This window comes from Streptococcus downei MFe28, from assembly GCF_900459175.1.
GTDB classification, from domain to species: Bacteria; Bacillota; Bacilli; order Lactobacillales; family Streptococcaceae; genus Streptococcus; species Streptococcus downei.
Genome location: NZ_UHFA01000002.1, coordinates 2,097,093 through 2,123,426, shown reverse-complemented (window position 1 = coordinate 2,123,426; position 26,334 = coordinate 2,097,093). Strand labels below are relative to the sequence as shown.

Annotated in this window: 20 protein-coding genes and 3 pseudogenes; 16 read left to right on the top strand and 7 right to left on the bottom strand. The window is 44.0% G+C overall.

Features of this window, described 5'->3' with window-relative positions; genetic code table 11:
* The first annotated feature begins 113 nt into the window (after positions 1-113).
* The 8 genes and pseudogenes from DYE66_RS10180 to DYE66_RS10145 all read left to right on the top strand — a co-directional run bounded on the left by DYE66_RS10180 (position 114) and on the right by DYE66_RS10145 (position 8,130).
* On the top strand, positions 114-587 hold the full coding sequence (locus DYE66_RS10180) for a hypothetical protein (RefSeq protein WP_002996604.1): 474 nt from the start codon (positions 114-116) through the stop codon (positions 585-587).
* A gap of 577 nt (positions 588-1,164) precedes the next feature.
* Positions 1,165-2,163, top strand: coding sequence for an LTA glycolipid anchor biosynthesis glycosyltransferase, IagA/BgsA family (locus DYE66_RS10175; RefSeq protein ID WP_002997286.1), 999 nt, complete (start codon positions 1,165-1,167; stop codon positions 2,161-2,163).
* Between the two features lies 1 nt (position 2,164).
* Positions 2,165-3,499, top strand: coding sequence for a glycosyltransferase family 4 protein (locus DYE66_RS10170; protein ID WP_002996547.1), 1,335 nt, complete (start codon positions 2,165-2,167; stop codon positions 3,497-3,499).
* A gap of 51 nt (positions 3,500-3,550) precedes the next feature.
* Positions 3,551-3,990, top strand: a pseudogene (locus tag DYE66_RS10165) (DUF6790 family protein).
* A gap of 319 nt (positions 3,991-4,309) precedes the next feature.
* On the top strand, positions 4,310-6,265 hold the full coding sequence (gene thrS / locus DYE66_RS10160) for a threonine--tRNA ligase (protein ID WP_002996465.1): 1,956 nt from the start codon (positions 4,310-4,312) through the stop codon (positions 6,263-6,265).
* Between the two features lie 132 nt (positions 6,266-6,397).
* Positions 6,398-6,811: a helix-turn-helix domain-containing protein gene (locus tag DYE66_RS10155; RefSeq protein ID WP_002963397.1), complete on the top strand. Its 414-nt coding sequence runs from the start codon at positions 6,398-6,400 to the stop codon at positions 6,809-6,811.
* Positions 6,808-7,221, top strand: a complete 414-nt coding sequence (locus DYE66_RS10150; RefSeq protein ID WP_002997331.1) for a hypothetical protein — start codon at positions 6,808-6,810, stop codon at positions 7,219-7,221. Before DYE66_RS10155 ends, DYE66_RS10150 begins: the two co-directional genes overlap by 4 nt.
* Before the next feature lie 156 nt (positions 7,222-7,377).
* Positions 7,378-8,130 (top strand): class I SAM-dependent methyltransferase, encoded by a 753-nt coding sequence (locus tag DYE66_RS10145; protein WP_002997112.1) that lies wholly within the window; start codon positions 7,378-7,380, stop codon positions 8,128-8,130.
* Between the two features lie 234 nt (positions 8,131-8,364).
* Here the strand turns inward: DYE66_RS10145 and DYE66_RS10140 are convergent, their stop codons facing one another.
* The 5 genes from DYE66_RS10140 to DYE66_RS10120 form a co-directional block, all read right to left on the bottom strand.
* Positions 8,365-8,997 carry a histidine phosphatase family protein gene (locus DYE66_RS10140; protein WP_115325169.1) on the bottom strand — a complete coding sequence of 211 codons (633 nt, stop codon included), beginning with the start codon at positions 8,995-8,997 and terminating at the stop codon, positions 8,365-8,367.
* 21 nt (positions 8,998-9,018) lie between these two features.
* A complete protein-coding gene (locus DYE66_RS10135) occupies positions 9,019-9,387 on the bottom strand; it encodes a YccF domain-containing protein (RefSeq protein ID WP_002997013.1) in 369 nt (122 codons plus the stop codon).
* 2 nt (positions 9,388-9,389) lie between these two features.
* Positions 9,390-9,863 carry an aminoacyl-tRNA deacylase gene (locus DYE66_RS10130; protein WP_002997289.1) on the bottom strand — a complete coding sequence of 158 codons (474 nt, stop codon included), beginning with the start codon at positions 9,861-9,863 and terminating at the stop codon, positions 9,390-9,392.
* Between the two features lie 290 nt (positions 9,864-10,153).
* Complete coding sequence (locus DYE66_RS10125) at positions 10,154-11,005, bottom strand: glycoside hydrolase family 25 protein (RefSeq protein WP_002996481.1); 852 nt, start codon at positions 11,003-11,005, stop codon at positions 10,154-10,156.
* A 419-nt stretch (positions 11,006-11,424) separates the two neighbouring features.
* Positions 11,425-13,128 carry a phosphodiester glycosidase family protein gene (locus DYE66_RS10120; RefSeq protein WP_044123729.1) on the bottom strand — a complete coding sequence of 568 codons (1,704 nt, stop codon included), beginning with the start codon at positions 13,126-13,128 and terminating at the stop codon, positions 11,425-11,427.
* 603 nt (positions 13,129-13,731) lie between these two features.
* Between DYE66_RS10120 and DYE66_RS10115 the strand changes: the two genes are divergently transcribed.
* A complete protein-coding gene (locus tag DYE66_RS10115; protein WP_002996951.1) occupies positions 13,732-14,847 on the top strand; it encodes a vitamin B12 independent methionine synthase in 1,116 nt (371 codons plus the stop codon).
* A gap of 153 nt (positions 14,848-15,000) precedes the next feature.
* On the opposite strand, the gene DYE66_RS10110 is transcribed toward DYE66_RS10115, so the two are convergent.
* A complete protein-coding gene (locus DYE66_RS10110) occupies positions 15,001-15,870 on the bottom strand; it encodes an alpha/beta hydrolase (protein WP_002997444.1) in 870 nt (289 codons plus the stop codon).
* Between the two features lie 412 nt (positions 15,871-16,282).
* A pseudogene (locus DYE66_RS10105) lies at positions 16,283-17,140 on the bottom strand (alpha/beta hydrolase).
* A gap of 419 nt (positions 17,141-17,559) precedes the next feature.
* On the opposite strand from DYE66_RS10105, the gene DYE66_RS10100 reads away from it, so the two are divergent.
* From DYE66_RS10100 to ftsY, 7 genes and pseudogenes are all read left to right on the top strand, one after another.
* Positions 17,560-18,072, top strand: a complete 513-nt coding sequence (locus DYE66_RS10100) for a hypothetical protein (protein ID WP_002997088.1) — start codon at positions 17,560-17,562, stop codon at positions 18,070-18,072.
* Positions 18,053-18,439 (top strand): DUF4430 domain-containing protein, encoded by a 387-nt coding sequence (locus DYE66_RS10095; RefSeq protein WP_002997432.1) that lies wholly within the window; start codon positions 18,053-18,055, stop codon positions 18,437-18,439. Before DYE66_RS10100 ends, DYE66_RS10095 begins: the two co-directional genes overlap by 20 nt.
* Before the next feature lie 457 nt (positions 18,440-18,896).
* Positions 18,897-19,721 carry a hypothetical protein gene (locus DYE66_RS10085; RefSeq protein ID WP_002996508.1) on the top strand — a complete coding sequence of 275 codons (825 nt, stop codon included), beginning with the start codon at positions 18,897-18,899 and terminating at the stop codon, positions 19,719-19,721.
* A gap of 282 nt (positions 19,722-20,003) precedes the next feature.
* Positions 20,004-22,328 (top strand): annotated as a pseudogene (locus tag DYE66_RS10080) (phosphoketolase family protein); the annotation flags it as partial.
* Between the two features lie 309 nt (positions 22,329-22,637).
* Positions 22,638-23,435 (top strand): Cof-type HAD-IIB family hydrolase, encoded by a 798-nt coding sequence (locus tag DYE66_RS10075; protein ID WP_002996972.1) that lies wholly within the window; start codon positions 22,638-22,640, stop codon positions 23,433-23,435.
* A complete protein-coding gene (locus tag DYE66_RS10070) occupies positions 23,436-24,254 on the top strand; it encodes a Cof-type HAD-IIB family hydrolase (RefSeq protein ID WP_002996563.1) in 819 nt (272 codons plus the stop codon). It abuts the gene before it with no gap.
* A 127-nt stretch (positions 24,255-24,381) separates the two neighbouring features.
* Positions 24,382-26,067: a signal recognition particle-docking protein FtsY gene (gene ftsY, locus DYE66_RS10065; RefSeq protein WP_115325168.1), complete on the top strand. Its 1,686-nt coding sequence runs from the start codon at positions 24,382-24,384 to the stop codon at positions 26,065-26,067.
* Positions 26,068-26,334: the final 267 nt, after the last annotated feature.

Below are 26,334 nucleotides of genomic sequence, written 5' to 3'. Positions count from 1 at the left end.
CTCGAAATAAAAGCGAGCCAAAAGGCGACATCTGTGTCAGGCGACATGAATGTCGCTATTTTTTTTGCGCCATCTTTCCTATAATAGATTTGTAATAAGAAAGGAAAGTGATTATGCTTAAATTTTTAAAAACTCGCGACATCTACACCGTCGCTAACAGGGGCCTCCTTCTAATGGAAGGCTTGACCCTTGTCTTAACGCTTTTTGGTATTTTATCCCATCTATTCTGGGGAAAATCCCTAGACCTAGTTAGTCCTCTAGGCCCCTTTAAGCCGGGATCTAGCTTGGTTATGATTGGACTGGTTCTCAATCTCTTGGTAGCTGTATTGGTTGCGATTGGTCTGATCAAGAATATGCGAGCACCCATCAAGAGAAACTTAGCCAACTACCTGCCCTATAACCTCGCCATGGTTTGGGCCGTGTTGAGCCTGATTGTGGACCTGGTATTGGGGCTCAATTATCAAGCCAGTCTCTATCTGGGACAAATCTTGGTTTTTCTCTTGGCTTCCCTAGCTGCTCAAGAATACAATTCTCGGGAAAAACGGATGCGCCGTCATAACTACATTCGTGGCTTGATACTCAGATAGACGACTTTCTAATAGAGAGAGCGGGACCTTACCGCTGTTTCACTAGCATGTGCATTAATAAATAACACGACGCTACGCTAAAACTATAATATCGATAGTTTTAGCGTAGCTAGTGAGGTGGCTAAGTAAGTACAATAGTGCTTACTGTTAGTCATCGGCTACTTTTAGTAGCCAGATGACTTTGCCACATCGCAAATCAACTACTGCGTCATGTTGAAAAAGTAACGAGGTTAGGCTGTCTGTCCCAACCTCTTTTTTGGCTGTCAGTTTGCCGAGTCTGGGTTCTTGTATAACCGGTAGCAGACCTCCAAGTTCTTAAATCCGAGGTCTGCCTTGACTATTTGGAGTCAAAATCATTTGTGTCAGGCTTGAATGCTAGGCCATTCGTGCTGATTTTGCTAAATTCCCAAAGCAAGTTCCACTTTATAACGAAGTGGAACTTAGTCTAGGAAAAATCACTAAAACCAAGGAGATTTCGTCTCAGAATAAGTTCCCTTGGTTTTTATAATGGCTGATTTTAAGCTCCTAGCTTTTGTAAGTTATGAATTTTAGGCAAAAATAGGCTATAATAGAGCTTATGAAAGTATTACTCTATTTGGAAGGTGAACACCTGATTAGTAAATCAGGTATTGGTCGGGCTATCAAGCACCAAGAGCGGGCTTTAAAGATGGCTGGCATTCCCTATACGACCGACCCCAAGGATAATTACGATATTGTCCACATCAATACCTATGGTCCAAAGAGCCTGGCTTTGCTGAATTCTTCTAGGAAGCAGGGCAAGAAGGTCATTGTCCACGGTCACTCCACCATGGAGGATTTCAGGAATTCTTTTATCGGGTCAAACCTAGTGGCACCGGTCTTCAAGACCTATTTGACTAAGATTTATCAGGCGGCCGACTATATTATCACCCCTTCTGAGTATTCCAAGTCTTTAATTGAAAATTATGGCGTCACCACTCCTATTTCAGCTATTTCTAATGGGATTGATTTGGCCAAATACCAGCCCAGCCCTGAGAAAGAGCAGGCCTTTCGAGACTATTTCGAGATTAAAGAAGGCCAAAAGGTTGTTGTCTCAGCAGGACTTTATTTCAAGCGCAAGGGCATCCTTGATTTTGTCAAGGTAGCCGAGCAGATGCCAGAGGTTCGCTTTATCTGGTTCGGTAAAATCAATGAACTGGTTATTCCAGCCGATATCCGCAAGGTCGTTGAAAAGGATCATCCTGATAATGTCCTCTTTCCTGGCTACTTCAAGGGTGCTATTTTTGAAGGGGCGATGAGTGGGGCAGATGCTTTCTTCTTCCCTTCCTATGAAGAAACCGAAGGCATTGTGGTCCTAGAGGCTCTGGCAAGTCACCAAGCAGTTGTTCTCAGGGACATTCCTGTTTATCAGGGCTGGATTGATGAGTCTTCGGCTGAGCTCTGTCAAGATAACGAGGAATTTGTCGCCAGTCTCTATCGCACCATCAATAAGGAAGTTGATAAGCGAGTGGCAGGTTATGAGGTCGCTAAGACTCGTTCGCTTGAAAATGTTGCTAAACAGTTAGCAGATGTTTACCAGAAGGTTATGGAGTTGTAAGATGCGAATAGGATTATTTACCGATACCTACTATCCCCAGGTTTCGGGCGTGGCAACCAGTATCAAGACCCTAAAGGATCAGCTGGAAAAAAAGGGGCACGAAGTCTATATTTTTACAGGGACAGACAAAGGAGTCAAGCGCTTTGAAGACCCGACCATTATTCGTCTGCCTAGTGTTCCTTTTGTTTCTTTTTCAGATCGTCGGGTCGTCTATCGTGGCGTCATCACGGCCTATAAGATTGCTAAAGATTATCAACTAGATATTATCCATACCCAGACCGAATTTAGTCTGGGTCTTTTGGGAAAATGGGTCGGAGCTGCCCTGCATATTCCTGTTGTCCACACCTATCACACCCAGTACGAGGATTATGTGGATTACATTGCCAAGGGGCGGCTCATTCGTCCCAGCATGGTCAAATACATCATGCGAGGCTATCTTAAAGATTTAGATGGGGTCGTTTGCCCTAGTCGGATTGTCTTGAATCTGCTGGATGGTTACGGCGTTAAGATTCCCAAGCGGGTCATTCCAACAGGGATTCCCTTGGAAGATTTTACCTGCGACCAAGTGACGGATGAAGATGTGGCGGACTTGCGTGAAAATCTGGGGATTGAGCAAGATGAAACCATGCTCCTTAGCCTGTCACGGATTTCCTCCGAGAAAAATATTCAGGCTGTCTTGTCCACCCTCCCCAAGGTACTGACAGAGAACCAGCGGGTCAAGCTAGTCGTTGTTGGAGATGGGCCTTATCTTCCTGAGCTTAAGAAACAAGCAGAAGAGCTCAATCTGGGGTCTGCAGTGATTTTCACGGGTATGATTCCCCATGACCAAACCGAGGTCTATTATAAGGCGGCTGACTTTTTCATCTCAGCTTCGACCAGCGAGACCCAGGGCTTGACCTACATCGAAAGCCTAGCTATGGGGACCCCCATCATTGCCCATGGCAATCCCTATCTAGATGATCTGATTACCAATCGAATGTTTGGTAGCCTCTTCTATAATGATATTGATATAGCTGACACCATCTTGGATGCCATTGCCCTGACTCCTGATTTGACCCAGGAGCAGTTGCAACGTAAGCGTTACGAAGTTTCAGCAGAGCATTTTGGCCAATCCGTCTATGAATTTTATCTGGATGTCCTCATTTCCTATTCCACCAACAAGGCTGATAAATTCTCTCTAACAATCGAGGGCAGTCCAACCGACCGCTCAGTCCGCCTGGTCAAGTCAGCTGTTCGACTACCAAAGAAGGCGGTTCAGACCACAGTCAAAACCTCTCGCAAGGTGGTCAAGGCCCCTGTCAGGATGGTTAAATCCATTAGAGATTTCTTGGGCTAAGTGCCTAATTTTAAACCGTAGAACGGATCATTAGAAGGTTGATAATAAAAAATGGCCTACATTATTTCATATGTGATCAGTTGGATTTTAGGATTGCTTTTATTTTTCCAGAAAAAGGTCTGGTTACTAGTCTTTTACAGGCCCACCTGGTCTTTGGTATTGGTTTTTTTGGGGTCTTTGGATTTCTTGGACATTTTATCTTTAGTGAGAGGGTAGCTCGGTCAATAGGTTGGACTTCCAATGGCTTTCAGAAAGAGCTTGGTCTGATAACTTTGGGAATTGGAGTTAGTGGGGTCTACTGTGGCTTGTCCAATAATGGACAAAATTCTCTACCTCTATTAATTGTTCTCTCTTTTTTTCTAATTGGGGCTGGCATCAATCATATCAGAGAATTGATTATTAGTCATAATACCAATGCTGGTAATGTTGTCATCATCCTTCCGGATTTCCTAATTCCAATTACCTTGTTAGTTTTATTATATCTACAATAATTTTTGTCCATCTGCCGTAGAAATTTCCACTAGAACTTGAAAATTTCCTTCTTCCTGTTATAATAAAAATCGAAGATATGTTTTTTGTGTTTGACTTTTTAGAGAGTGCTTGGTCGCTGGAAAAGCACAGGTCTATCAAGAAATACTCCTTCCCTGTTTTTATGGAAACATAGAAGGGTGGCTCCCTTAAAGCCAAACACAAGGTCAATAGCTTGGCTATTGACGAACTAAGGTGGTACCACGTAGTCTTGCGTCCTTTTTGGAGGTGAGGCTATTTTTCTGCCTTGGTAAACATTATAAAAATCATAAGGAGGCCACTATGGTCAAGATTACTTTTCCTGATGGTGCTGTTCGAGAATTTGAATCTGGCATCACAACCTTTGAGATTGCTCAAACTATTTCCAATTCTCTGGCTAAAAAAGCCTTGGCTGGGAAACTCAACGATAGACTGATTGATACGACTCGGCCAATCACCCAAGATGGTAGCCTGGAAATCGTGACACCCGACCACGAAGATGCTCTAGGAATTTTGCGCCACTCTGCTGCCCATCTCTTTGCCCAAGCAGCTCGTCGCCTTTTCCCAGATATTCATCTAGGTGTCGGTCCAGCTATTGAGGATGGCTTCTACTATGATACCGATAATGGGGCTGGTCAAATTTCCAATGAAGATCTACCAAAGATCGAAGAAGAAATGAAGAAGATCGTCAAGGAAAACTTCCCATCCATTCGGGAGGAAGTGACCAAGGACCAGGCTCGGGAAATCTTCAAGAACGACCCTTACAAATTGGAATTGATTGAAGAACACTCGGAAGATGCTGGTGGTCTGACCATCTACCGTCAGGGGGAATACGTGGACCTCTGCCGTGGTCCTCACGTCCCATCAACTGGCCGCATCCAAGTTTTTCATCTATTGAATGTGGCTGGTGCCTACTGGCGTGGAAATAGCGATAATGCCATGATGCAAAGGATTTACGGTACGGCCTGGTTTGATAAGAAGGACCTTAAGGCCTACCTCAAGCGCCTGGAAGAAGCCAAGGAACGCGATCACCGTAAGCTCGGTAAGGAACTTGACCTCTTTATGATTTCACAAGAAGTTGGACAAGGCTTGCCTTTCTGGTTGCCAGATGGGGCTACTATTCGTCGTACCATTGAGCGCTACATCACAGACCGTGAAGTGGCCTCTGGTTACCAACACGTTTACACGCCACCGATTGCTTCCGTTGACCTCTATAAGACTTCAGGTCACTGGGATCACTACCGTGAAGATATGTTTCCAACCATGGATATGGGTGACGGTGAAGCATTCGTTCTGCGTCCAATGAACTGTCCCCACCACATTCAAGTCTATAAAAATCACGTGCATTCTTACCGTGAATTGCCAATTCGGATTGCGGAACTTGGTATGATGCACCGTTATGAAAAATCTGGGGCGCTGTCAGGTTTGCAACGGGTTCGGGAAATGACCCTCAATGATGGTCATACCTTCGTTGCACTAGATCAAGTGGAAGATGAATTCAAACAAACCCTTCAATTGATTATTGATGTTTATGAAGATTTTAATATCACCGATTATAGCTTCCGCCTCTCTTATCGTGATCCTGCAGATACGCATAAATATTTCGATGATGACGAGATGTGGGAAAAATCTCAACGCATGCTTAAGGCTGCCATGGATGATATGGGCTTAGATTACTATGAAGCAGAAGGGGAAGCTGCCTTTTACGGTCCAAAACTGGATATCCAAGTTAAGACTGCTCTTGGTAATGATGAAACCTTATCAACCATCCAATTAGATTTCTTACTCCCTGAACGCTTTGAATTGACCTATATTGGTGCTGATGGGGAAGAACACCGTCCAGTTATGATTCACCGTGGTATCGTGTCAACCATGGAACGCTTCACTGCTTACCTGATTGAAACCTACAAGGGTGCCTTCCCGACTTGGTTGGCTCCACATCAGGTTACTGTTATTCCAGTTTCTAACGAAGCACATGCTGATTATGCTTGGGAGGTAGCTAAGGAACTCCGTAATCATGGTGTGCGTGTCGATGTTGACGAACGTAACGAAAAGATGCAGTATAAGATTCGTCAAAGTCAAACGCACAAAATTCCTTATCAATTGATTGTTGGCGATAAAGAAATGGCTGACAAGTCGGTCAATGTCCGCCGCTATGGTAGCAAGCAAACCCATACTGAAAGCCTGAATGAGTTTGTAGACAACATCCAGGCTGATATTGCCCGCAAATCCCGCCCAGCCGAAGAAGCAACTAAATAAGCTAGTGAAAGAAGCCCTGTAGGGCTTTTTTTGCTACGATTATCAACAAAAACCGTTTGTTTTGCCAATATACTTGCTTGAATATCCAATAAAAACCCCATATAATGAATCTAAAAAAGAGGTAAGAAAAGTATGATTAATAAAACAATTCAGTCACTTAGAAAAAAGGCAGACTATTCTCAGGAAACACTAGCTGAAATGGTCGGAGTGTCTCGCCAGACCCTTAGTAAATGGGAATTGGGCGAGAGCCTACCGGATATTATCTCTTCAAGTCGCTTGGCAGAAATTTTTGAGATTAGTTTAGACGAATTGGTTAAGGGAGATGAATTACCCTTTATGTCTAAGCCTACAGAAGGTAAATATGTCTTTGGCACAGTAACTGTTGGAGAGAGAGGCCAAATTGTCATTCCCGCACGAGCGAGAAAACTTTTTAAGATCAAGAAAGGTGATGAGCTTATGGTTTTAGGCGATATCAATCAAGGCTTAGCTTTAATAAACAGTGACTTTTTCGTCCAAGCTTTTAAAGAAATGAGGTTACTAAAATGAAAAAATTAACTATTTGGGGTATCTGCTTTGCAGTCTTAATGTTCTCCTTAAATCTGGTTGGTTGCTATGATTTTATCATGGTGGTGACCCATAATCGGGCTTATTTTGCGGAACTTTATACCCCGGCTATCAAGGATTACTTCACCAACTATCCTATCTTCCTTTTGATCTTGTGGATAGGTAACTTATTGGGGGGAATACTGACTCCAATCTTCTATATTTTCAAAAATAAATCGGCTGTTTCTCTGGCTGGTCTAGCTTTTTGGGCAGATGTCCTATTAGTAATAGTAACCTGTCTCTTTAGAAATCGGATTCAAATTTTTGGCTGGCATTTCGCTTTGGATCTAGTTATTCTATGCTTGATTGGAATCTATTATTGGTATTTACGTAAAGTGGTGAGTAGCAAATAGATGACAGATGAAAAAACCTTGAAAAGTTCCTTTCTCGCTACATGGGACAGAAAAAAACTAATCTCTCTATCATCTTCCATCTTCCTTGCTTTTTAATTTCTAGGCAGGACAAATCGAGAGTCACCTTGGACTCTTGATTTTTGCTATAATATCCGTATGAAAACTATTGTCACAACCAGTCTGAGCGAGGATTCTAACTTGGTGAAAAGGGCCCAAGACCTGGCTCAAGAATATTCTTTTACTTATCTGGAAAGGCGAAAGCAGTCTCTAAAGAAGCTGACGGGTGGGCTGGCTTCAGCCCTCGTCGTCTATCAGGACAAATTGGTCCTAGTTCACCCCCAGGGGGGTCGGCTCGTCCTTCATCCTGATACGGCTAGTTTGCGCATTAAGGCGCCTCACGATCCCCTCTTAGATTTGCTGGGGACCCAGCCTTTGAAGATTCTCGACGCCACTATGGGACTGGCCAGCGATAGTATTGTTATGGCTTGGGCAGGCCATAACGTCACAGCCCTTGAGTCCCATCCTCTCATTCATTTGATTGTTAGCCAGGGTCTCGCCCACTTTCAATCTGGTAATCCTGATTTGGATAGGGCTATGCGCTCCATCCGGACCTTCAATCGGGAAGCACTGTCCTATTTGCAAGACCAGGAGGATAAGAGCTTCGATGTTATTTATTTTGACCCCATGTTTAGCCAGGAAATCGCAGAGTCCAAAAATCTGGCTGGTCTAAAACCGCTAGCCAACCAGTCTCGACTAAGTCCAGAATTGATGGCAGAGGCCACTCGGGTAGCCAGCAAGGCCATCATTATTAAAGGGCATTTTAGGGACTCGGTCTTTGAAGATTTTGGTTTCCAAAGACAAATCCGTCCCAACCAGAAGTTTCACTATGGAATCAAATATGTAAACTAATACTCAATGAAAATCGAAAGACCCGAGGCATCGCACGAACCGCAGGTGGCTCAAAAGGTCTCCCAGACCTTTTGAGCTGTCTTCAGTTCGTGCGACGCGGAGCAAAGTTGGTCGATTTTACCAACTTTGTGAGGTTAGTAAGGGAGCTAGGCAATCGCTATGGAGATTGCCGTTTGACATCAGTCACTTTAGTGACTTGATGTCATTGCTCCTTGCCTTGGCTATTTTTGATTTTTATTGAGTATGACCTTCCAAGTAGGAAGTGTCATTCCAGCGAATAAGCTCAAAGTCTTTGCCATCCTTACTATCAAGGATGGTGACACTAGCATTATCAAGCCCCCCATAACGCCGCAATTGCCCTGACTCAAAGCCCAGGAGGTAGTTGGTTGCAGCGGTAAAGCAGGCTCCGTGCCCAACCAAGAGAACGTTTTGGTCATGCTCATAATCCAAGCCAGCCACGAAGTCAGCGACCCGACGGGTGGCGTGATAGACAGATTCTGCTTCAAAGAAATCATTATCGAACTTGGCTAGATTATAGCGGAAAGCCTCCATCTGTTTAGGATAAATCGAAGCGATGGTCGAGATTTTCTGCCCTTCCAAGCGTCCTAGATTCCATTCTCTTAAGGGTCTAACTGGAGTAATTTCGGTCGGTACCAGATTTTCCTCCATAATTAAGAAAGCCGAATCTCTGGCTCGCTTTAAATCACTAGTGTAGACCTTATCGAAGTGGATATCTGCCAGGTAGCGTCCTAATTTCCTAAGATTTTCTACGGATTCTTTTAAAAGAGGGGAGTCGCCTCTAGCACCTTGGAAGCGACCTTCCAGGTTCCACTGGGTTTTTCCGTGTCTGACAAAATATAAACGCATAGGTTAGGTTAACTTTCTATTTTAATAATGTTCTTGGATGCTGACGCCAAAAGGAAAGAGACTGATGGCGGCAAGCTTAATGGATTGCAAGGCAAAAGGAATCCCGATAATGGTCAGGCAAAGTAGGACTGCGCTCACTAAGTGCATCAAAGCCAATTCCCAGCCAATAAGGATAATCCAGAGGATATTAAAGAAGAGGCTGGAAAAGCTAGAGGCCGGCACCACATCCTTCCCAAAGGGAAAGAGGCCAAAGGAAGCAATCTTGAAGCATTGGATACCAAAAGGAATGCCAATAATGGTTAGGCAGAGAACAAGCCCTGCCACAAACCAGACCAGTCCCGCCCAGAGCCCCGAGCAGAAAAACCAAATCAAATTACCCAATAAGCGCATAGCTACTCCTTAATATCTGCAAAATCAGCAGAGACAAAATCTGCCAAGACTTGACTATCAATCCGAATGGAGCGCTTGAGCTCACCAGCTGAGACAATCATCTGCCCCATCTCTAGGGCAACTTGGTCAATGTAAATGGGGAAATTATGCCTTTGGCGAATTCCGACAGGGTTATTAGCGCCATGAATATAGCCAGTTGTCTTTTCCAAATCCTTCTGGGGAATCATGGAAACCTTTTTGTTAGCAGAAACCTTGGCAAATTTCTTCTCTGAGAGATGCTCAGTAATAGGTACAATACCGATAAGGGGCCCCGTCTTGTCTCCTATCAGAGCTAGGGTCTTAAAGATACTGGAGCGCTCAATACCAGCTGGTAACTCGCCATCAAGTCCATTAAAGTCAAGAGATTCATGAGCAATCTTGGCCTTGTCCAAAATTTGGTCAACCAAGGTCTTTTTTAGTTTCTTTTTCTTAGCCATTTTTTCCTTTTAAAATTCCTATTTCAAGCATATTATAGCATATTAGAATTGATTATAATAGGCCTGCCACCTTGCTAGCATTGCCTTAACAGCATCGTTCGTTTGGACTAAAAATTTTCTAGTGGTATCATTTATTGTCTTATCTGCTGATGAGCACGTGGCCAGGCCTGGATAAGAATGGTCCTCTCTCGTATTTCACTATAAGTTACCCACTACAGTTGACAATGAGCCATAAGAATAGAGCCTGGAGGTTGGTCTCCAGACTCTACTTGGGATTTCTACCTTTTCTTTTACTGGTCGACTGGACCGAAAAGTTTTTCAAAGGTTTCTTTTTTATTCTTGTTAGGGTTGATTTGGTTTAAATCAAGGGTATGGTCAAAACCAGGCAGAGACCCTTTAGAAGTGTACTGATGGAGGTCATAGTCAACATCGGTTTCTGGTTGGGCCTCGTAAACACCTGAGTCAGAGCCGTAGGTTGGCAACCAGACAGCATCAAACTTTTTCACAGAAATTTCCTGCTCGGTCATGAAGTAGGTTCCAATATAGATACCAACGTGTTCAGCCCCCAAGCGTTTTAATTCAGCCCGAAAGGCCTCTACACCCGCATCCATATTCTTCATGGTATCTTCCTCAACGTCAATCCAGTAATAGGTTGGCTTATAGGGAGAAGCGTTTTTATAGAAAATCCTTGCTTCCTCGCGCATCTCTTTTTTAGAAGAACCAAGAGCGTAGCTATAGACAGCCACAGGAACATCACGTTTTTGAAATTCCTTAATATGGGTCTTAAAGGATTTATCAATACCAGAGGAGTGGGCAGCATTGGAGTCTTTGGAGATTTTTGATCCTCCATAGACACGGACAATGGCCCCCGAGACGTTCTTGGCCAAACTATCGTAATCGATCTGTTTGGGCAACTGCCATCCTGAGATATCGACAATCGGATTTAATTTAAAATCTGCATCTGTCGAACTTGACGTAGATGTCTGGACCTGACTAGTGGAAGTAGTTGATGGTTGGTTCTTCTTAGCAGCCTGTAAGGCAGTGCTATGGGCATTGGAGACTACTACAGCAGCAATGCTCAAAAGAAGACCGATTAAGCCTAAAAAGACATAAACGACAATCGGTTTTATTCTCTTTCTCATTATGTCCTATTTTAACGTAAATAGTAGAAAAAATCAAAATGAACAGCCTAGAAATAAGCCTTTTAGAGAGCGGGACCAAAATCGCGATTTTCCAAAAATCAATTGGCCTCACTCCTTAATTTCAAGGAGGCTAGGACTTTTTTATACCTAATCTTCCAAGATTAGGCATTTTTATGGGTGAGGAGGAAATCCTCATGACTGTCTGTCCTAACCTCTAAGGTTAAGAAAGCTGTTCTGAGACCTTCTCATTTAAGATCCAAGGCGGGAGCATTTCAGCTAGAGGCTAGAAAGTCGGACTGAAAGACAGGTCTCTTAACTTTTGGGCTTTTCAAACGTATGGCTGGTTTGAAAGAAGCTTTCTCTAAAGTCAGGGCTAGTCTTAAGAAAAGGTCGCCGAAAGGCCGGCTACTCTTTTGAAGCTAGAATTTCTTACGTTTGGCTAGATAGGTCAAACCAGCAATAGCAACCATACCTAGGCCTAGTCCAGCCATCATGGCTAAGCGCCCTTTGTCGCCAGTTTTAGGCAAGCGTTCCTGCCCTTGTTTGGCTTGGAAAGCCTGCTGTTGGGCTTGAGATTGAGGTCCACCAGCTGACTTATTTATTTGCCTACTTGAGACGCTAGAACCTAAACCAGCCTGATTGACTTGTGGGTCGGCAGAAGGACTAGTAGAAGTCTGATCTGGACCCTGATTAGACTTGGAGCTAGCTTCTTGGCCAGCTTTCTCTGCCCCTGGGTCTCCTTGCTCTCCCCGTGGAGCTGGAGTGTTTCCCTTAGCAGCTTGCTCATGAACCTTGTAGCTGGTACCTGGGACATAGTCTTGTCCTGCGGCCTTGGCTGCGAAAAATTGGTTAGCCGTAATAGAAACAGACTGATTGGCCTTGGCCATGTCAGGATTGGTGTAACCTTGGTCGTCATCCAGGTTACCACTGTTTTTAGGGGCTAGGTAGAAGAAAATCCGACTGATTCGCTGATCTACCTTGGCTCCTGAGACCTCTTCTTGCCCATCATCAGTCTTGGTGTACATCCGTGTTGAACCGCCACCATCCAGAGCGTAGGCGAGTTCAATATTATTGTAGCCAATCTTGTCTAGCAACTGATAAACTTCCTTATGGTTAAGGCCAGTGCCGTAGTTAGTATGACCATAGGTTTGGATAATCTTAACGAGGCCAGACTTGGTCAGGACAAGGATACTTCTAGCATTTTTAGCATCAGGATCTCCTGCTGGCCAGCTGGTGTCTACCTTACCGTCTTTATAGAGAGTGCCGAAGGAAACGGTATTCCAGCCCTTGAGGCCAGTATAGTCAAAAATTTGATAAATTTCTTGCCCAGTCTCCCTAATAGTGGTGCTCTTGAAGTGATTTTCCCCATCGGAATAGAGAACCCCGTCGCGACCTTCCGCTTTGGAATGTTCCTGGTCCCAAGGATTATCAAGGTAACCATAGTTGGACCAACCAGCAGAGCTCAAGAGGGGCGTACCTTTGCCTCTGGCCTCCTTGATCAGCTTATCATCGCTGAGGCCACTATCTTGGCTGTAGTAACCCAACCTGAGGGCGTACTTTCCATTTTGCTCCCAGCTAGCAATCTTGAAGGGGACGCCTTCCGTAGAGCCGTCTTGCAAGTTTCCGGTTTCAATCAAGACAGCCCCATCTAGCATCTGACTAGAGGTCAGTTGGTGGGGAAGGTCGCCTTGCTTCTTAAAGGTTGAGAGATCCTTGGTCTGATTTTTTTCAAGTACCGCTGGGCTGGTAGCGACAGAAGGAGCCTGCACCTGAGGCTGATAGACTTGCTCGTCTTGGCTTTGGCTGACTTGACTGTCTCTGTCAAAGTCCGTCAAGTGTAAGGCAGTAGGACTCTGATTTTGGTCCTGACCTTGACTCAGAAGACTATTTTCGACGGGGATTTGTTCCCCCTCTGGGCTAGGGTTGGTCTTAAAAGTCGGCTGACTGCTTTCAGTCGGCTGTTCGGCTGAGTTCTGCTTGACGATGGCACTATCCGCTTCTGTTGGTTTAGTCTGATTGAGCTCGTCAGCTTGGATACTGGTACTGGCTAAGACCGACAGGCTTAAGAGGAGGGCGGAGCCAGTTATTTTTTTAAAAGATGGTTTAGTTAGGTGAGGCATCATTCTATCCTTTTTAATTTATTAGACTTGTTCGAAAACAAGTTCACTTACCTTAAATATCTGAAGAAGACATAGAGCCATTTGATTTATTTGAAGTTTAGTGGAAGATGAGTGAAGTGAAGTAGACGATACTTTCGCCGTAGTGGCATTATTAGCAACAAACATTTTGTTGCTAATAACAGATTTTTTGAAGAGATTTCGTCCAGTGGACAAAATCTGCCTAAGCCTAAAAACGAAAAAGCGAAGGGGCTAAAAAAATAGGAATGGAACGCCAACAGCGATCGCTTCCGTCCGCACTACCTAAGAAAGTATCAAATTTGATTTTAATCAAGTGTACTTTTCGAACAAGTCCATTGATGCTTTTAAGTATAGCATAATTTCAATAGTCAAACTATATTATCTGAAAACTTTCATAAAAATGTAATAGTTAATGATGGTTAATTAGCAGCTTGAGGATTGACCAGCGGATTACCCAGGATGGCTTTAGCAGTTATAGTTCATAGCTATTGGGATAGATAAGAAATATATATTTTACAGCTATAGGAGCTGATGATAGAATAAGGACATATTTGAAGAAAAGCGTCTCTGTAAGAGTGGAGGATAATTATGACTAAAATTCAGTATCATTTTGACCATGTCGGTTCTTATTTGCGACCAGCCAAGCTCAAAGAAGCTCGTGAACAGTATGCTGCTGGTGACCTTAGCCATGAGGACTTGCTGGCAATTCAGGATGAATTGGTTGCGGATTTGGTCAAGCACCAGGTGGAAAGTGGCCTCAGGGTCGTCTCTGATGGCGAGTTTGGCCGTTCTTGGTGGCACTTGGATTTCCTTTGGAATTTAACAGGTTTTGAAGCCTACCAGCAGGAGGATTCTTATAAGTTCCATGGGGCCAAGACCAGAACTACCAACGTTAGGATTGTTGGCAAGATTACAGAGAACCCTAACCATCCCTTCTACCGCGATTTCAGCTACCTCAAGTCTGTCACTCCTGAGGGCGTGACCCCCAAGGTAACCATTCCTAGCCCTTCCTTGGTCATCAAGCGGGACCACCGTTCTGACCTAGCTCTAGACCACTATGAAACTTGGAAGGATTATTTGGACGGCCTGGCTAAGGCCTATCACGATACCATCCAGCATTTCTACGATTTGGGTGCTCGCTATGTCCAATTGGATGACACGACTTGGGGCTACCTGATTCAGCAATTTGAGGATTATAAGGAAGATCCTGACAAGACGGCTGAATTGGCCTCCATCGCCGAGGACAATGTCTACACCATCAATAAGGCCTTGGCTGGTTTACCGGAAGATTTGACTCTAGCTACCCATGTGTGTCGGGGAAACTTCAAGTCCACCTACCTTTTTGAAGGGGCTTACGATTCGGTAGCCAAGTATCTGGGCCAACTCAATTATGATAATTTCTTCCTCGAATATGATGATGCTAGAAGTGGTAGTTTTGCTCCTCTAAGCCAAATTTGGAATAAGCGCAAGAATGTTGAAATCGTTCTGGGGCTCATCACCTCTAAGGATCCAGCCTTGGAAGATGTGAATCAAGTTGTGGCAAGAATCAAAGAAGCTTCTCAATTAGTTCCTCTAGAAAATCTGGCCCTCTCAACCCAGTGTGGTTTTGCCTCAACCGAAGAAGGCAATAGTTTGACCCAAGACGACCAGTGGAAAAAATTACGCCTAATCGCCAGCATTACAGAGAAAGTCTGGGGCAAATAGGCCTCTTCATAAAAAAATTCCAGCACTTTGATAGAGCGCTGGAATTTTTTATGGTCGGACTTCCTACTTCGAAGAGTATAAGTGGTCTCGCTTGCAAACGTTCCTAGACTATTAGGCGACCAAAATTTGATTTGACCTAAAAGCCCCTATATACTAGCTTTCCTTACCCCAAAGGAAATCAATCAGGGCCTTGTCGACCTGGGAATTTTCATGGAGACGAGAGTGCTTGGCATCTGGGCCTGTAAAGGTTTTTTCCTGGTAAGATTTAGCAAAAGGCGCTACCAGATACTTGAGGGATTTGGTAGCAGCATTAGGAACCCGTCCGTCGGACTTATCGCCTACATTCCCCATTAAATTGAGAACCCGAACCTGATTTTTGGGATAGGCCTCTCGCAACTTGGTTAATTCTTGGTAGCTAGCGTTCATCTTATTGGGCTTGCCCTGACTGTCTACTGTCAGTCCCTCAGGAAGCATAATGGCATCAGGAAGTTTACGATTATCAAAACTCAGGCCGGCATAGTGACCGGCAATGCGAACATAATTTTTGACTAGGGGCAGGTTCTTGTTTTGACTATTTTGCAACATATAATGGAGAATGGCAATATTGCCAAAGGAATGGCCCACCATATTGACTTCCTTAGAAGGGAAAATCTTTTGAAGAGCCTTAACGACACTGGTTGCATACTGGCCCCTCATCTCAAACATAGTAGAAAAATGCTTCTCAAAGTTGACCATGACAATAGGATTTTTGTCATCCTTTTCCAGGTCTCCTTGGATGCTTACCTGTCCTTTAGCATCAACCTTTGCTAGAATAACGGCATCGGTGACACCAGCTTTCTTAGCTGCCTCAACCATGTGCTCTTCCGCATGATAGGAACTAAATCCCCCATGGAAAAAAATGGTCGGAACCCCTTCATGGATTAGGTTTTTAGCAGCCTGCTCCCTCTGCCAGGCCCGCCAAGCCAAAAAGCCAAAACAAAGAATTGTAAGGCTCAGGAAGATGAGTCTCATTTTTTTTGACATTATTTCTCTCCCTTTAAATGATAGTGTCGCCACGGACAAAGCAAGTCTATTATTGGTATTTAGACTTGCTACGAGAATTGCTAGGACAATTCTCTTTGCCCCTGACTAACTCCGCTAAAGCAATATTTTCGATTGCTTTATCTTCGTGTCGCTATGAAGCACAGTCATCTAGTTACTAAAGTAACCGATGGCTGACGGCAATCACTAGGGTAATTGCCTAGCCTCCTTACTAACTCAAACCAGACAGTAATATCGACTGTCTGGTTTTCGTGTCACCACGGATAAAGTCGTATTGCCAACTACTTTGTCTCCCATTCTATCTTAGCGGAAAGGCTTTCAAGAGGCAAGTGCGTAGTTCCAATATTAAAGGAAGAAGAGGACGACTTTAGTTATAGTTAAGAAAGGGACTGTCTCATTTGCCCCAGAGGAACTTAATCAGGGTTTTATCAACTTGGGGATTGGAATGCAGTTTGGAATGCTTGGCCTTGGCTCCCCTAAAGGTCTTTTCTTTATAAGACTTTGCGACAGGAGAAACCAAGTATTTGAGCGACAAGGAGGAAACATTAGGCACGGTTCCATCTGTGTGACCGCCAATATCGCCTATCAGATTGATAACTTCTGTTTGGTTTTTGGGATAGGTATCCCGTAACTTGGTCATCTCTTGGTAGGTGGCATTCATCTTGTTGGGTTTGCCCTCTTTATCAAGCTTCAAGCCCTCTGGTTGTCGAATAGCTTCGGGAATACCCTTGAAATTCAAGCCCGCAAAATGCCCAGCAATGGCGACGTATTTTTGCACCTGGGGCATGGATTGCTTTTGGCCATTCTGGAGCATGTAGTAGACGATGGCAATATTACCGGCTGAGTGACCGACCATATTGACCTTCTTAAAGGCATAAACTTTTTTCAAGGCCTTGACAACATTGCTGGCATAACGACCTCGGTCCTAGAAGTCAAAGTTGGTGCTATTTTCAAAATTGACCATAACCAAGGGATTCTTGTCCGATTGGTTTAGCTTTCCCTGTAGGCGAACATGGCCATCCTTATCCACAAAGGCGATGATGGATTTCTTTGAAGCTCCAGCCTTCTTGGAAGTATTGACCATGTGCTCTTCGGCATGGTAGGAGGAGCCACCCCCGTGAAAAAAGAGGGTAGGCACGGATTCATGATTCAGTTTTTTTCCAGCCTCATGGTTTTGCCAGATTTGCCAAGTTCCAAAAATCAGGGCAAGACTGGCTATGATGAGGAGGGCCAGACTAATTTTTTTCTTCAAAATCGCTTCTCCTTAGGTCCTTATTTCGTGCTTTTATCTTAGCCCAAACTCCCCCAAGAAGCAAAGAAAGAGCTTATCTAGTGCTTGATCCTTCTAGCTACCTAGGCGAAGCCCTCTTTAGGGCAATTGATAGGTCGGTTGCTTTAGTCAGTCAGGCCGTGACTTAATCACTTTAGACTCCTAGGCACAGGTTTAGGTTCAATTAATCGTATTGGCAAATCATTATCTCTACTGTCTGCCACGGATAAAGTCACTCTATTATTTCTCATTAGAGTGACTACAAAAACTACGATTGTAGTTTTCTATATCCCTGGCTAACTCTTATAAACTGTAGCAAGGACAGTTTATACCTCGTGTTGCGTCGTTTGAATCCTGAAACTAGCTTGACAGGCCTGGTTTTCTAGCTTAGACTTATAGTTATGAAAAAAAGTCTCAACCGTTTGACCAGGCTAGCCCTCTTGACGGCTCTTTGTATTGTCCTCAGAGAGGCGTTTTCGGGTCTTCCCAATGTCCAGCCTATTACGGCTATCTTTTTGGTAGTGACCACTACTTATGGTCTGCTAGATGGCATCATTCTCTCTAGTCTAACCATGCTTTTGACAGGCTTTCTCCTAGGTTTCGGCGAAGTGGTCTTTCGGCAGATGCTGGCCTTTGCCCTTATTTGTATCCTTTGGTTCTGGCTCAATGACTTCATCAAGAAACTCCCTTTTGGACTATCTCTAAGCCTGCAGATTTGGCTGGCAGCAGGACTTTCCCTACTCTATGGCGTACTTTTAGATGCCAGCTCAGCCCTTATATATGCTACCCCAGCCTGGGCCTATATTTTGGCAGGTCTGTCATTTGATTTGATTCATGCTGCATCTACGGCCCTTTTTTACCCTATCATTTATTCTATTTTTAGGAGGTTTACCCATGGAAAAAATTCTCACTAGTCTGGCCCTGATATTCTCGCTCTTTCTTTTGGTCGCCTGCGGCAATAGCCAAGCTTCTAAGTCAGCTGACAAAAAGTCCGACAGCTCCAAACAGACTGTTACCCTCATTATCAAAAGTGATGAGAAAACGACTAAGCAAACAGTCAGCTTCAAAAAGGGGGACAAGGTGACTGATGTCCTTAAGCGTCAGGCAAAAATTGAAGAGAAAAGTGGCCTGATTACTAGCATTAATGGTGTCAAGCAGGATGAGAAAGCCGGTAAATACTGGTTCTTCAAGGTCAATGGCAAACTCTCTAACACCGGCGCCGACCAAACCAAGGTCAAAAACGGCGACACCATCGAATTCTACATGGACGTGTATAACTAAAAGCTCCAGTGGAGCTTTCAGTCTGAAGCAAGGATAACCTCGCTTTTCTATTGCATAATCTTATTCTTCAGTTCTTCCAGTTGCTTAGTTGCACTGAACTCAACTCGTTTTGTTGTTCCATCTTCCTCAGTATGATAATAACTTGAATGTATCAACACCCATTCTTCATTATCAATCGTCCAATTACTCCGCCTGTAAGCTGGTACATGAGGTAAATGTGTCCAAGGTTTTTATCTTATCCATATGATTCTTTCTAATGATGGTTTCGACGCTTTTCATTATAGATCTTATGGGACTTTTTTCTACAACAAAATAGGCTCCATAATATACATAGGGGATTTACCCACTACAAATATTATAGAGCCTATAAATGAAGGAGAAGATAGTATAGTCTTCTCCTTTATTAATTGGGTAGTGAGGTGTATAATAAAAGTAAGAGATTTTGAGGAGAAGGACCATGATTGTAAAAGTTTGTAATGCAGATTATAGTCTTCAGTGGGATGGAACGTATCAATTTGCTCTTGAAAACTATCCTAAGATTCAAGAATGGGAATTGGAGAAGCTAGCAAAGTTTATTGCTTATGAACAGGACCATCATCGTCAGACCATTGTGGAATGTGAGAATCATGAATTAAATATACAAATTCATGATTACTTGAAAAAGCATAGCTATTTTCCTCCATACAGACCAAGTCATCAGCTTGTAGCTTCTACCTATGATATCCAGAAAAAGTTGGTTACTTCAGATTATTGTAGTCATACTTGTACAGTCGAGGTGGCTCAGACTATTTTTCAGACTGGAAAACTCATGTCAGCGGTTAAAGTATTTGGTAAAAGTGGGGCTGAGCTAGTTACAGATAGTCGTAATGCCGCTTCTGATCCAGCAGACTATTTTGACTATATCATGTTTGGATGGTCTAATACGACTTCGGGTTACCGACTCGCTATGGAGCGTTTGTTAGGACGGGCACCTTCTGAGGAGGAATTGCAAGAAAAGTTCATTCCTGGCATTAGTTTTCATTTCCTGTATGAAGAATTAATTCAAGCACCAGGTTATATTTTTGATGGCTATCACGTTGCGAAGGTAAGAGATAGTTTAGATTTGGATACCCTTCTTTATTTGTGTATTATTCCTTCGAAAGATAAGGCTTGTTTTGAAGGTTTGATTCCTAGTCAATTACAAGATAGAGTGATTTACCTAGACTATGAGGGAGAAGGGTTACAGGCTTGGAATACCAAGGTTATTCAAGTGCTACATGGCAAGGATAAGTTGAAGGAGTAGTGTATGAAAGAGATTGATCAAGCTCTACTGAAAAAGTGATCATCGAGCGTCCTCGCTCTAGTCATAAGGGAGACTACTGATATTTATTTATAACAACACTATATATCTAGTACAGCATAATCATTAGGTATTATAGGTTTTCAAACCAAATGCGAGTCATTCGTTTTTGCCTCACTTTTGCCCCATTTTTAAATCCTGACATTGAAAATACCTAAAAGTATTTCCCTAAAATCAGCTATATTTCAACATTTTTGATTACTTTCGATATAAAAATTTCTTACAAATTCATGGTGGCGAGCAGCCAACTATATTTCCGTAGCCCAAATGTATCTGAAGGATAATCCCCTGTTACGACGTCCGGTAACCAAAGAAGATGTCAAGGTTCACCCGATTGGTCACTGGGGGACCATTGCTGGGCAAAACTTTATCTATGCCCACCTTCTTAGGGCCATCAATAAATTCGAGTTGAATATGTTCTATATCGAGGGGCCAGGGCACGGTGGCCAAGTTATGGTTTCTAATTCCTACATTGATGGCTCCTATAGCGAGCGTTACCCTCAAATCACTCAAGATGAGGCTGGTCTCAAACAGCTCTGTAAAATTTTCTCCTTCCCTGGCGGTATTGCTTCCCATGCGGCGCCAGAAACGCCAGGCTCTATCCATGAGGGTGGGGAATTGGGTTATGCCCTCTCGCACGCAACTGGGGCTATCTTGGACAGTCCAGATGTGATTGCTGCCACCGTAATTGGTGATGGAGAAGCGGAAACAGGCCCTCTTAATGCTGGTTGGTTCTCCAATATCTTTATCAATCCAGTCAATGATGGAGCGGTATTGCCGATTCTCTACCTCAATGGTGGTAAGATTCACAATCCGACTATTTTGGCTCGCAAGACCGATGAGGAATTGACCCAGCTCTTCCAAGGCTTCGGTTGGAAACCTTACTTTGTTGAAGGAGATGATCCTCGAGTCATTCATGGTCAAATGGCTCAAACATTGGATCAAGTTATTGAAGAAATCAAAGCCATCCAGGCAGAAGCCCGTAAACACCCAGCTGAAGAAGCTAGTCAGGCTACTTGGCCAGTCTTGATTGTTCGGATTCCAAAGGGCTGGACAGGTCCGAAGGAATGGAATGGAGAGCCCATTGAGGGTGGCTTCCGAGCTCACCAGGTACCAATCCCTGTTGAAGCTGGCCACATGGAAAATATTGACGCCCTGACAGGCTGGCTGAAGTCCTATAATCCTGAAGAACTCTTTGATGATAAGGGTTATGTCAAGGAAGACATTCGTAGCCTCTCACCAAAGGGAGACAAGCGCATGTCCATGAATCCCGTTACCAATGCTGGTGTGGTCAAGAAGTTAGACTTGGCTGATTGGCGTAAGCATGCTATTGATACCTCAAAGCCAGGTAGTGTCATGAAACAGGATATGATTGAATTTGGTAATTATGTTGCTGACCTTGTCAAGGCCAATCCAGATAATTTCCGTATCTTTGGACCAGATGAAACCAAGTCCAACCGTCTCAATAATGTCTTTAAGGCCACTAACCGTCAGTGGTTGGCTCCTCGTGATCAGGCCTATGATGAATGGCTTTCACCAGTCGGTCGGGTCATTGATTCGCAATTATCCGAGCACCAAGCTGAAGGCTTCTTGGAAGGTTATGTCTTAACTGGCCGTCATGGTTTCTTTGCCTCCTATGAATCCTTCTTACGAGTGGTTGATTCCATGATTACCCAACATTTCAAATGGTTGCGCAAGTCCAAGACCCATACCGATTGGCGGAAAAACTATCCTTCTCTTAATTTAATTGCGACCTCAACCGTCTTCCAACAAGACCACAATGGATATACCCACCAAGACCCAGGTCTCTTGACCCACTTGGCTGAAAAGACCCCTGAGTATATTCGTGAATACCTGCCAGCTGATTCCAACTCCCTCTTTGCGGTTATGGAACATGCTCTAGCGGATGAAGACAAGGTCAACGTTATCGTCACTTCTAAACACCCTCGGCCACAATTCTATTCTGTTGAAGAGGCTGAAGAATTGGTCAAGGAAGGCTACAAGGTGATTGACTGGGCCTCCAATGACCAAGGAGGAAAGCCTGATGTCGTCTTTGCGGCAGCCGGTACTGAACCAAACCTAGAAATCTTAGCTGGAATTTCCATTCTACATAAAGCCTTCCCAGACATCAAGATTCGTTTCATCAATGTTCTTGATATCTTGAAACTGCGCTCTCCTAAGGTGGATCCACGTGGCTTGTCTGATGAAGCCTTTGACCAACTCTTTACTAAAGATAAGCCGGTCGTCTTTGCCTATCATGGCTATGAAGGCCAAATCCGTGACCTCTTCTTTGATCGCCATAACCATAATGTCTATATCCATGGTTATCGAGAAAACGGGGACATCACCACGCCATTTGATATGCGGGTGCTCTCAGAAATGGATCGCTTCCATATTGCTAAGAATGCAGCTCAAGGGGTCCTTGGACAGAAGGCAAGTGATTTCGCTAAGGAGATGGATGATAAGGTAGCCTATCATACTACTTATATCCGTGAACATGGTGATGACATTCCTGAAGTACAGAACTGGCAGTGGGAAAGTATCAACTAAAAGCCTCAGATTGTAGTTCTAGTTTGCTCAGAGTACATCGATAGCTATAAATTTATCTTTGTCGCTCTGGCTCCCTGCAAAGTTATAGAAAAAAGGTAACCGACTTCCAAGCCAAACAGCTTGGGGCGGTTGCCTTTTCTTATGGGTTTTAGTAACAATCAGATAACAAAAATTTGACAATAATGATAAGTTTCTCACGGAATTTCCAAAGGGCAGAAAAAATGCGGAAATTCTGATACAATGGTTGTAAGTGATTTTAAGCCAGACAGGAGCTAGACAAGCACCTGCAGGCCTGGTCAGGAGGACAAGGTGTCAAAAATAAAACTAATTGCAACAGATATGGACGGGACCTTTCTAAAAGAAGATGGAAGCTATGACAGGGAGCGCCTGAGAAGACTTCTTCCTAAACTTAAGGAAAAAGGTATCCTGTTCACGGTCGCTAGCGGTCGGGCTGTGATTGCCCTAGAGAAGGTCTTTGCTGGTTTTGAGCACGACCTTGCCTTTGTCGCTGAAAATGGATCTTTTGTTCTCCATGACCATCAGGTCCTCTTTGAAGCTAAGATGGGCCAAGAGTTTTATCTAAAGTTACTAACTATCTTGGACGGTCTACCCGATTTAAAAGGCTATTTGCTATCTGGTCGTCGGGGTGCCTACGCCCTGGAAACCGCCCCGGATGATTATATTGATTTCGTCAAAGACTACTATGAAAACGTTCAAAGGGTCCCTAGTCTGGCTGATGTCTACGATGACATTTTTAAAATCACAGTCAACTTCAGCCCAGAAACCATCTATGAGCGCGAAGCTTGGTTAAACCAGCACCTAGATGGAGCAGTCGCCATGACCACGGGTTTTCAATCCTTGGATCTGGTCCTAGATCATGTTGATAAATCAACGGGCCTAGCTGCCATGTGCCAAAAATTGGGTATTAGCCCAGACCAAGTTTTGGCCTTTGGCGACAATATGAACGATTATCAGATGTTGGAGTTTGCTGGTCAGGCAATCGCAACGGCAAACGCTAGATCAGAGGTTAAGGAAATTGCGGATCAGGTCATTGGTCACTGCAATGACCAGGTCGTTATGTCATATTTGGAAAGACTTGTTGAGTAAATGTCAGATATTAAACTTTTAGCCCTGGATTTGGATGGTACGCTTTTTAACCGTCAAAAAGAGGTTAGCTTAGAAAATCAGAGTGCTCTTAAAGAGGCCCATAATAGAGGTGTCAAGGTGGTCATCACAACAGGTAGACCCCTAGCTGCCATTGGAAATCTCTTACAAGAATTAGATTTGATTAGTCCAGAGGATTATAGTATTACCTTTAATAGTGGTCTCGTCCAACGCAATACCGGTCAAATTCTAGCCAAGCAGGAGCTGACCTTTGAAGATGTTCAAAAGATTCATGCTGTCCTTGAGCCTCTTGGTCTACCCGTTGACATTCTTTCAGAAGGAATTGTCTACAGTATTCCTAGTCAAGGGCAAAAGTCGCTTTATCACCTAGCCAATCCTCTTTTGACCTTTGTGGAAATTGCTAGCTTGGACCAGCTTACAAAAGATATCGTCTACAATAAAATTGTCACCGTCTGTCCAGAAGATTATTTGGATGAACGGATAGCCCAATTACCTCCTAGCCTGCGCCAAGATTTCGAAGTTTTCAAATCGCGGGAAATTATTCTGGAAATCATGCCCAAGGGTGTCCATAAGGCGGTTGGTCTACAACTGCTCTGTGATCATCTTGGTCTAGATGCCAGTCAGGTTATGGCAGTCGGCGATGAGGAAAACGACCTATCTATGTTAAAATGGGCAGGCCTGGGGGTCGCCATGGCAAATGGAGTTGACCTGGTCAAAAAAACAGCCAATGCTGTCACTAGCAAGACCAATGAGGAGTCGGGCGTGGCAGAGGCCGTTGAGCGCTATATTCTACAAAAATAATTGCGGGATGACGAAAGATGAGCCCCATGTGCCTGCGTCCCCCCTTTTACCCAACCTCTTAAATGAGACCGAGTAAAGTCCAAACAAGTTGGCTACATCAAAAAAACTAGAAAACAAGGAGAAATTTATGGGATTATTTGACCGCCTTTTTGGCAGAAAAAAAGAAAAGCAAGCAGAAGTAGAAGAGACCCAAGCAAGCTCAGAAGTTGTGGAGCAAGAGGAGTTTCAAGCCTCTCAGGCCCCGCATGAGGAATCTGAATGGAGTTCAGAAGCGACTTCAGAGACTAGTGAGGCCGTTTCCCTGTCTGAATCAATTGATGCCTTAGCCTCTGAGACCAAGGCCCCTTCCTGGGTCAAGGATGTGCTTGATTCCGAAAACTTTATGGCCGATTACAATGCCCTTAAGTCATCCTTGGCTGAAGACAATGATATTCTTTCTGAGTCGGTTGCTGATGCTCAAGAGTCCAGTCTATCGGAAGATGATTATTCGGAGGGCTTTGATAGCCCAAAAGAGTCTGAAATCAAAGGAGAGTCCGCATCCTTTGATGAACCAGAGGCTCAACACAATCAAACCAAAACTCAGCCTAAAGCGGATGCCCAATCAAACCAAGAATCAGCCACTGCAGATACTCAGTCAAATTTAGAAGTTGTTAACCATCAAGCTGTTCAAAGCCCTGACCCCACTAAGACCAATAGCACTGAGGATTCAGAAGAAGAACCTTTCTCAGAATCCAGCTTAGAAGAAGGTCAAACTTCTTTAGAGCCCACTTCCGCACCAGTATCTGAGCAAGAAGAAGACTCCCAAGCCAATCCAGAGCTTGACTCGCAAGCAGATGGCCAAGTTAAGCAGCCAGTTCCTGAACCGGCAGAAGCTTCGACGACCCAAGAGACGGAACAAGATAAATACAATCGCAGTCTAAAGAAGACTAGGACTGGATTTGGTGCCCGTCTAAATGCCTTCTTTGCAAATTTTCGTCGAGTTGATGAAGAATTCTTCGAAGACCTAGAGGAAATGCTCATCCTCTCTGATGTCGGTGTGCAAGTGGCGACCAATTTGACCGAAGAACTGCGTTACGAAGTCAAATTAGAAAATGCCAAGAAGACTGAGGACGTTCGACGAGTCGTTATTGAAAAACTTGTGGACATCTATGAAAAAGATGGCCAATTCAAGGAAACAATCAATTTTCAAGATGGCCTAACGGTCATGCTCTTTGTCGGGGTCAATGGTGTCGGTAAAACCACCTCGATTGGGAAGCTGGCCTACAAGTATAAAAACCAGGGCAAGAAGGTCATGCTGGTTGCTGCTGATACCTTCCGGGCTGGAGCGGTTGCCCAGTTGCAGGAGTGGGGGAATCGCGTTGGTGTACCAGTCATCACAGGTCCTGAAAAAGCTGACCCTGCCAGTGTTGTTTTCGATGGAATGGAAAAAGCAGTCGCCCAAGGTGTTGATATCCTGATGATTGACACGGCCGGTCGCTTGCAAAATAAGGAAAACCTCATGGCGGAGTTGGAAAAAATCGGACGGATTGTCAAGCGAGTCCTACCTGATGCCCCTCATGAAACCCTGCTGGCTTTAGATGCTTCAACAGGTCAGAATGCCCTCAGCCAGGCCAAGGAATTTTCAAAAATCACCCCTCTGACCGGACTGGTTCTCACTAAAATTGATGGAACGGCCAAGGGTGGTATTGTCCTGGCCATCCGTCAAGAATTGGACATTCCCGTTAAATTCATCGGCTTTGGTGAAAAAATTGATGACATCGGGGAATTCCATTCGGAAGAATTCATGCAGGGCCTTCTAGAAGGACTGATTTAGAGTGACAGAACTAAGAAAAAGAGAGAATCAACCACTTCTCTCTTTTTTATCCGTTACAAATCAAGTCTGTTCTCCAAGATTTTCCCTGGCTCATCAGACTATCAATTAAAAAACTAGACATCATAAAAACCTGCCCGAATGGACAGGTTTTTTCTACCCCATCGCAAGGATGAGGCAACTAAAGAAGTAGTAGTTAGGATGTAATATTTACATGTTAGATCACTCTTACAGGTCAAATTAGGAAAGAATGATTACATTGGAAAAAGA

Bases quoted from the DNA above. Each gene is read 5' to 3' on its own strand.
- DYE66_RS10085 (WP_002996508.1), top strand. From the start codon at position 18,897: ATGATTGTAAAAGTTTGTAATGCAGATTATAGTCTTCAGTGGGATGGA.
- DYE66_RS10145 (WP_002997112.1), top strand. From the start codon at position 7,378: ATGAAAACTATTGTCACAACCAGTCTGAGCGAGGATTCTAACTTGGTG.
- DYE66_RS10135 (WP_002997013.1), bottom strand. From the start codon at position 9,387: ATGCGCTTATTGGGTAATTTGATTTGGTTTTTCTGCTCGGGGCTCTGG.
- DYE66_RS10130 (WP_002997289.1), bottom strand. From the start codon at position 9,863: ATGGCTAAGAAAAAGAAACTAAAAAAGACCTTGGTTGACCAAATTTTG.
- ftsY (WP_115325168.1), top strand. From the start codon at position 24,382: ATGGGATTATTTGACCGCCTTTTTGGCAGAAAAAAAGAAAAGCAAGCA.
- DYE66_RS10070 (WP_002996563.1), top strand. From the start codon at position 23,436: ATGTCAGATATTAAACTTTTAGCCCTGGATTTGGATGGTACGCTTTTT.
- DYE66_RS10155 (WP_002963397.1), top strand. From the start codon at position 6,398: ATGATTAATAAAACAATTCAGTCACTTAGAAAAAAGGCAGACTATTCT.
- DYE66_RS10175 (WP_002997286.1), top strand. From the start codon at position 1,165: ATGAAAGTATTACTCTATTTGGAAGGTGAACACCTGATTAGTAAATCA.
- DYE66_RS10110 (WP_002997444.1), bottom strand. From the start codon at position 15,870: ATGTCAAAAAAAATGAGACTCATCTTCCTGAGCCTTACAATTCTTTGT.
- thrS (WP_002996465.1), top strand. From the start codon at position 4,310: ATGGTCAAGATTACTTTTCCTGATGGTGCTGTTCGAGAATTTGAATCT.
- DYE66_RS10095 (WP_002997432.1), top strand. From the start codon at position 18,053: ATGGAAAAAATTCTCACTAGTCTGGCCCTGATATTCTCGCTCTTTCTT.
- DYE66_RS10150 (WP_002997331.1), top strand. From the start codon at position 6,808: ATGAAAAAATTAACTATTTGGGGTATCTGCTTTGCAGTCTTAATGTTC.
- DYE66_RS10140 (WP_115325169.1), bottom strand. From the start codon at position 8,997: ATGCGTTTATATTTTGTCAGACACGGAAAAACCCAGTGGAACCTGGAA.
- DYE66_RS10125 (WP_002996481.1), bottom strand. From the start codon at position 11,005: ATGAGAAAGAGAATAAAACCGATTGTCGTTTATGTCTTTTTAGGCTTA.
- DYE66_RS10100 (WP_002997088.1), top strand. From the start codon at position 17,560: ATGAAAAAAAGTCTCAACCGTTTGACCAGGCTAGCCCTCTTGACGGCT.
- DYE66_RS10120 (WP_044123729.1), bottom strand. From the start codon at position 13,128: ATGATGCCTCACCTAACTAAACCATCTTTTAAAAAAATAACTGGCTCC.
- DYE66_RS10180 (WP_002996604.1), top strand. From the start codon at position 114: ATGCTTAAATTTTTAAAAACTCGCGACATCTACACCGTCGCTAACAGG.
- DYE66_RS10170 (WP_002996547.1), top strand. From the start codon at position 2,165: ATGCGAATAGGATTATTTACCGATACCTACTATCCCCAGGTTTCGGGC.
- DYE66_RS10115 (WP_002996951.1), top strand. From the start codon at position 13,732: ATGACTAAAATTCAGTATCATTTTGACCATGTCGGTTCTTATTTGCGA.